Origin of the sequence: Moorena sp. SIO2C4, assembly GCF_010672485.1 — a bacterium.
Lineage (GTDB): Bacteria > Cyanobacteriota > Cyanobacteriia > Cyanobacteriales > Coleofasciculaceae > Moorena > Moorena producens.
In genome coordinates this window covers 1-6,633 of sequence record NZ_JAAHGN010000374.1, presented here as the reverse complement: position 1 = coordinate 6,633, position 6,633 = coordinate 1, and the positions used below count along the sequence as shown (strand labels likewise).

4 protein-coding genes and 1 pseudogene are annotated in these 6,633 nt (G+C 44.7%); 2 read left to right on the top strand and 3 right to left on the bottom strand.

Features of this window, described 5'->3' with window-relative positions; all coding sequences use genetic code 11:
- Positions 1-126 precede the first annotated feature (126 nt).
- Together F6K20_RS19325 and F6K20_RS19320 are read left to right on the top strand one after the other, a co-directional pair.
- Positions 127-1,494, top strand: a pseudogene (locus F6K20_RS19325) (CHAT domain-containing protein); the annotation flags it as partial.
- A 304-nt stretch (positions 1,495-1,798) separates the two neighbouring features.
- Positions 1,799-2,461: a hypothetical protein gene (locus F6K20_RS19320; RefSeq protein ID WP_008184887.1), complete on the top strand. Its 663-nt coding sequence runs from the start codon at positions 1,799-1,801 to the stop codon at positions 2,459-2,461.
- A 453-nt stretch (positions 2,462-2,914) separates the two neighbouring features.
- On the opposite strand, the gene F6K20_RS19315 is transcribed toward F6K20_RS19320, so the two are convergent.
- From F6K20_RS19315 to F6K20_RS19305, 3 genes are all read right to left on the bottom strand, one after another.
- Positions 2,915-3,820 (bottom strand): phosphatidate cytidylyltransferase, encoded by a 906-nt coding sequence (locus F6K20_RS19315; protein ID WP_008184889.1) that lies wholly within the window; start codon positions 3,818-3,820, stop codon positions 2,915-2,917.
- A gap of 91 nt (positions 3,821-3,911) precedes the next feature.
- Positions 3,912-4,514, bottom strand: coding sequence for a precorrin-6Y C5,15-methyltransferase subunit CbiT (gene cbiT, locus F6K20_RS19310; protein WP_008184891.1), 603 nt, complete (start codon positions 4,512-4,514; stop codon positions 3,912-3,914).
- Between the two features lie 442 nt (positions 4,515-4,956).
- Complete coding sequence (locus F6K20_RS19305; RefSeq protein ID WP_287295687.1) at positions 4,957-6,429, bottom strand: aminotransferase class I/II-fold pyridoxal phosphate-dependent enzyme; 1,473 nt, start codon at positions 6,427-6,429, stop codon at positions 4,957-4,959.
- Positions 6,430-6,633: the final 204 nt, after the last annotated feature.

The following is a 6,633-nucleotide window of genomic DNA, read 5'->3' as shown; positions in this document are numbered from 1 at the left end:
CTGCGTAGTCTACTCCCGGTGCATCTCCTACATCCCATGTTCCTGGGTTCTTCCCTATTATCCTTTGGATTTCTATGAAATCCCGTATCTCCAAACTCCGTGTTCCAGTTATGCAGTTATTCATTTCCGGAGATTAGCTACAGTGGTCGTTTGATGCAAGGTTTGGGCATTGACCTCTGGCAGTGGCTGTTTCAAGGCTCAATTCGCAATGCCCTCGAACGAAGTCAAGGCATTGCCTTGGGACAAAATAAACCCCTTCGCCTGCGCTTGGAAGTCCGCGCTCCAGATTTCATTCCCCTCCCCTGGGAAATTATGCAACCCATGGCGGGTAAACAGGCAATTTCCCTTTCTCAGCAAATCCTGTTTAGCCGCACAACTAGTGATGTAGACGCCCTCGAACCCCTGCGCTCCCACCAGGCTCTCAATATTTTGTTAGTTCTAGGAGAGAAGGTTCAAAAATTAAATGGTTCGACTACCAATTTGGATCTCGAAAAAGAAGCGGCTACCTTGGTAAATGCCCTTCAAGCTGGTAGAGCCGCTCAAACTTCTAGGAACCAATCGGTTCCACCAGTTACCTGCAACGTCTCAAAACTCATACAACCGACACCAGCTGAACTGATTAAAGCACTGGAAACCGGTGCCTATAACATCCTATTCTATGCTGGTCATGGTGAAAGCGCACCAGACGGAGGTTTGCTATTTTTACGCTCGGATGCGAAAATTAGTGGTACGGAATTGGCTCAGGTTCTGGTCCGCACCCAGGTTGCCTTAGCTGTATTCAATGCCTGTTGGAGTGCCAAACCTGACCAAGTGAATTCCCAAACCATTCCCCGTAGTAGTTTAGCTGAGGTGCTCATTCACCACGGTGTTCCAGCAGTTTTGGGGATGCGGGACTCCATTGCTGACCAAGAAGCCGTGAGTTTTATTAAAGCATTCGCCCAAGCCTTGGCGGAGCGGATGCCCATAGACCATGCTGTAGCTGTAGCGAGACAGCACCTGTTGACCCTTTACAAGTTTAACCAACCAGCCTGGACCTTGCCTATCCTTTATATGCATCCTCAGTTTGAAGGGGAGTTAATCCAACCGGTGGGAGAAGGAATTACAGAACTGCCCACCATCACCTCAAGCTGGGTTGAAAGTCCGCCCCCAACGGCATCTTTGCGTTCAATTGGAAAAACCGATCATGTCTGGCCGATTCGAGGTGGATTGATGCGAGTGGGACGCCTACAATCTCACAACGATTTGGTGATTCCCGAAGTTTGTGTTAGTAAGCAACATGCTGAAATTATCTGCCGTGATGCTTTCACTGACCAAGGCTCGGATCCAACTTACTTCTTGAGGGATTTTTCTCGTAATGGGACGAGAATATTAATCGATAATGGTTGGAAAACTGTTCATCATCAGGAAGTTAAGCTAAGGTCTGGTATTCAGCTTAAGTTTGGTGGTCCTCGTGGTCAGATCTTTGAGTTTATTATTGACTCCCCAGAATCTTGAGTCGGACTATCCTCCTGCCGAGGATAAAGTGCAGCTTATGCTGTTAACTATGCTGTTACCAATGGAAGTTTCACAAGGATACTGGTTAGAGTCAAATGGCAACTAGTGGCTGTCTACCTAAAGTCTTCTCTAAATAGCTAACTAATATCACACATAAGTTTAGTTGGAAAGTGCTGTTGCCATGGCAATTAAACACGCGCTGAGAAGTTCAGATTATTTTTTCAGCTGTTGCGGAACTTCCTCAAAAATTGATGTAGCTATTTTATGTCAGGTTTCATCTACTAACCCAAACAGGAGGGGCATTATGAACAGCCAAGCTATTCAATATCAAGAACATCAACAATCAGATTTTGAGGATACTTCGGTTCAAATCCAAGAAGAACTACTAGAATTACTATTACAGCCAGAAGAGGAGTTTTATCCTTGGGATCCAACTCATCCAGAAGCAGAAGCTTATTTTGCTGAGCTAGAAGGAGGTTTTTCCCTCGACGAAATCCAAGATCATCAGGAAATTGCTCAGGCTTCTGTTGCCTTTTTTGAGCGACTAAATCAGTGTTGGGAATTACCGCTCGAATCCACCATCGAATCCACCATCGAATCCACCATCGAATCCACCATTGACTCGTTGAAGGCAGCTTTAGCTAACGGATGTGCTTCTTGCATGCCTACCGAATGGCTAGAAGCGATCGCTTCTAGAGCCCAAGAGGTTGTTGACAAGAACTTGTCCTTAGCAGAGCAACTTGTGCTTTGTGTCAAGCCATTGTTACAAAACTGGACAGAAGACGATCTATTGGTTTTAGCTCGTCCGTGGGCTTACGCCATGCGCAGTAGCTCAGACTCCATGAATGTCAGCCCTTCAGTTAAATCTGAACAGTGGCACTCTTTGTCTTCTATCCAACAAGTCCGCCTAAGCCTAGAAGTAGCCCATTCGGCTCTGATCGAACTAAACAATCACACTAGTAACTAATCATCTCACTAATCATCTCACTAATCATCGTAATTAATTAGTATCGTAATTAGTTATTAGCGTAATTAGTGATTAGTCATTACCACCAAGCTGGGTTTGAACCGAAAAACCGTTTTCTGGTTCTGTCTTTGCCTACATTAATTATAATCCGGACATGATAGTTATCCCAAGTTGCATTGATATGTAGCACCATTACCTCCCATCTGCTCATGTGTGGTTTCTACCATCTACCTAATCCAGAATGCACTTTTATAGCGGTTTTCAGGTTTTTATTCCGATGGAATACAGCCGGTGATTGCACTCGGAATTTACCAGAGACTAACGTGTATTCTACTGAGCTGGAAACCGCTATAAATTTTTAATCTACTCAAAGGTAGTGCAACGTTTTAATTACATCAATATATTGCTTATTGCAATCAATAAACTAAAAAAAAATCTGACATTGACACAATACTACAGGGAGCTGGGTAACAGTGGTAGTAATAGCGTGACAAAATAATACACCAAAGGGGCAGTGAACACATAGCTGTCTGTTCGGTCTAAAATGCCACCATGACCAGGAATTAATTGCCCGGAATCCTTTACACCAGCATCCCGTTTCATTAAGGACTCAGTTAAGTCTCCTAAGAGGCTAGCTACACCAATCATTACTCCGAACATCGTGCCACTCAACTGCCAGCACGGCCAATTCAGATACCAAGCTCCTGCGATTCCTACAGCAATACTACTGACAAGGCCAAATATAGCGCCTTCCACAGTTTTTTTAGGACTGATCATAGAAAGGCGAGTGCGACCAAAAAATTTGCCGAAGGTGTAAGCTCCGATATCTGCTGCCCAAATACAGCTGAATGCTAGGAGAGTTGTACTTAACCCAGCAGGTATGTGACTTAGATTAATCGAAAAATTAGACCAGTATTCACTCCCGGGTAGGTTCGTAGCAGCGACTGTAGCATCTCTAGCTAGGGAGGAGGTTTCAGTTAAACCCACTCGCAGACGGACCCAATAGCCGGGCAGATAACCACCATAGAGTAAACCCAATATGGAAGCCCCAATATCCGCAATGGTTGCTATCTTGGGTTGGAAGAGTAAGTAAAAACAAATAAATGTTCCAGCAATGGGAAACACCGCATCAGCCAGGGTTGGTGAAATGGTAGCTGTAATTAGTAGTAGCTGAGACACAAACATGGTGCTTTTGGTTGCTGGCACCATGCCTTTTGCTTTGACTAGTTGAAAAAGTTCTAACTGACCTAAATAGACAATGACACAGAAGCCGATGGTAAAATACCATCCCCCAAGTAGGATCATCCCCATTGCCAGGGCGATCGCAACTATTCCACTAAAAATCCGTAACCAGGGCATATGACGTTTTTTTTTGACACTCCTGTTCTGACAGAAGAACAGGTTATTTATCTTATTATTGTTAATTTTGTTCCCTGAATGGGTCTATTCCTTACTCTAACTTCTCTCCACTAAGAATAAAAATGGGGTTAACTGCTGCAAATGTTTGATAATTCCCCCGTGTCTCTAGGCGGTTGACGGCTGACTGAACCACTTCGATATTGCGAGCCTGTAACTCTGCTAAGCCTTCTGATATGGAATAGAGTCCTTCTAGATTGTTGGTGGTTGCGACTATCCTCCCTGGAGATTGTAGGTAGGGCCAGACTTCTTTGAGTAAAGTTTTGATTGGTCGTCCTCCTTCAAGGCAAACTCGGTGGGGTTTCAATGGTAGATCTTTGAGACATTCTGGGGCGTTACCTTCGATCACTTCTACGTTGGTGACATTAAAGCGATCGCAATTGTGTCGAATCAGGTTGGCTACTTCTTCATCCCGTTCTACGGCAATAATCTCACTTTTGGGACACAGTAGTCCAATTTCTACAGGAATGGTACCGGTTCCAGCACCGATGTCCCACAACCGGTCTTGGCTTCCTAGTCGTAGGGCAGAAATGATCAGCAGTCTGACTTCTCGCTTACTTAAGGGAATACCGGGTAGGCGTTCAAAGAGGTGATCTGGGATTCCAGGAGTAATGTACGGCCAAATTGGGGATGACATTTGTGGTATTTAGGTTTCGGGGTATTTTTTTTCCTGTAGTTATTTTGATTTATTAAACTAACCACTTCAGGTAGAGAACACACAAAGAGTATTAGAAAGATGCCTGTTCGGTACCTGTTAGGCTAATTTTTTAAGTTTAATCGACTAAAACGATTACTGTGTCTAGTTTTGATAGTTTGATAATTTATTTTTTATCCTAAATAGGAGCTCAAGTTTATAACAACTTAGCATCCCTTTGTAGGGAATAACCATAACTATTTACGAAGATTATAGCCTTGATCATACTTATGAGGTACATTCAATTTTATTACCTCTTTATTAAGGGGGTAAACCCCCAATACCTCTCTGCATCGCTACTCCCTACTCCCTCGGTGCGCTTGACCCGTAATTAAATTCGCCACGGGTCGCACCGCTCCCTACTCCCATTAAGCCAGCAATCTCATTAGTCAATAATAACTTTTATGGTTTGGAGGCTGGGGTCGCTACAACCGGTAATTTGACCACCTAAGGTTAGGATTTTTTGGAGGTATTCAATAGTAGTTGATTTGATTTGTTCTCCTGGCATTAGGGCTGGTATTCCTGGTGGATAGGGACAGATTAATTCTGCACTGATCCGGTTTATGGTTTCGATTACCGGTAGGGTTTGGGTGGGAGCAAAGAAGGCTTCACGGGGGGAGAGTAACGGTTGGAGATTGCAGGTTGCAGGTTGTAGGTTACATAAGGCAGGTTGCTCGGTGGAGGAATTGCCGTTATTTTGGGCAAGTTTGGTGAAAGCTTGTACAAGTTGCTGAATATCGGTTTGGGTATTGCCTAGGCTAATGATAAAGGTTAAGTGGTGAAGTGTGGGTAACTCCGCTGTGACACCAAGCTGTTGATGAATAATTTCATCGGCTTCAAATCCGCTTAATCCTAATTCGGTCACTCTTACGGTTAAGCGAGTTGGGTCTAGGGCTTGGAATCTTAAGGGTTTTATCGGTTCTAAAACTGATAATCCAGGAATTTGACTGATTTTACTTCTGGCATCCTGGGCTAGCTGCAAGGTACGATTCATGAGTCGTTCTCCATGGAGTGCCATTTGTTGTCGTGCTGCATCTAGGGAAGCAAGTAGTAAGTAACTGGGGCTGGTGGATTGAACTAGCTGTAATGCTTTACTCAAGCGCTGAGGATCAATGCGATTGCCCTGAATGTGCAACATCGATGCCTGTGTCATGGCACCGAGTACTTTATGAGTTGATTGTACGGTTAAATCGGCTCCGGCTGATAGGGCATCTAGGGGTAAATCGGGATGGAAGGCAAAGTGAGGTCCATGGGCTTCATCCACCAGTAGGGGAATATTATAGTGGTGAACTATTTTTGCGATCGCTTTTATGTCACCACAGATTCCTTGATAGGTTGGATACACCATCATCACTGCTTTGGTGTCCGGATGTTCAGTCAGGGCTTGGTTAACTGCAGTTGGGGTGATGCTATAAACCAAGTCAGTGGATGGGTCGTACTCGGGGTTAATAAAGATGGGGATAGCACCACACAAGACTAATCCTGCGATCGCGGATTGGTGGATATTGCGCGGTAATAGGATTTTCTCCCCGGTATAGCAGGTGGCTACTATAGCAGCCATCACCCCACAAGTGGAACCGTTGACCAGGAACCAAGTTTTGCTTGCACCAAAGGCTGCTGCTGCTAGGTCTTGGGCTTCTTGGATTACCCCTTCTGGAGCAAAAAGATTATCTAACTCCGGTAATTCTGGCAAATCAGCCCGAAATACTGATTTTCCCAACAAATCCGCTAATGGCTCAGGTATGCCCTTGCCTTGTTTGTGTCCTGGTGCATAAAAGGCTGCATGGGGCTTCTGGGCTGATGCTCGCAGAGCGTCTAATAAAGGTGTCTTTTCCTGAGAAGGTGGTCGATTGTTCACAAATTTTTCCCAATGGCTCTAGCTTATCAAAAATTGAGCCAATTATGAACCTCTGTGAGGGGAGCAGAGATTCTAAAGGGTGCATCTCATATTTGAAAATTTTGCGTAGGGTGTGTTAGGGGAGCCTTCATTTTTCGCCTCGTAGTCAGGGTTTGGATAGCCCGCCCCGTAACGCACCACCGTGTCAAACAGCAAAAATGAGAT

What these genes read in the sequence shown, in the direction of transcription:
- F6K20_RS19320 (WP_008184887.1), top strand. Translation starts at nt 1,799, where the DNA reads ATGAACAGCCAAGCTATTCAATATCAAGAACATCAACAATCAGATTTT.
- F6K20_RS19315 (WP_008184889.1), bottom strand. Translation starts at nt 3,820, where the DNA reads ATGCCCTGGTTACGGATTTTTAGTGGAATAGTTGCGATCGCCCTGGCA.
- cbiT (WP_008184891.1), bottom strand. Translation starts at nt 4,514, where the DNA reads ATGTCATCCCCAATTTGGCCGTACATTACTCCTGGAATCCCAGATCAC.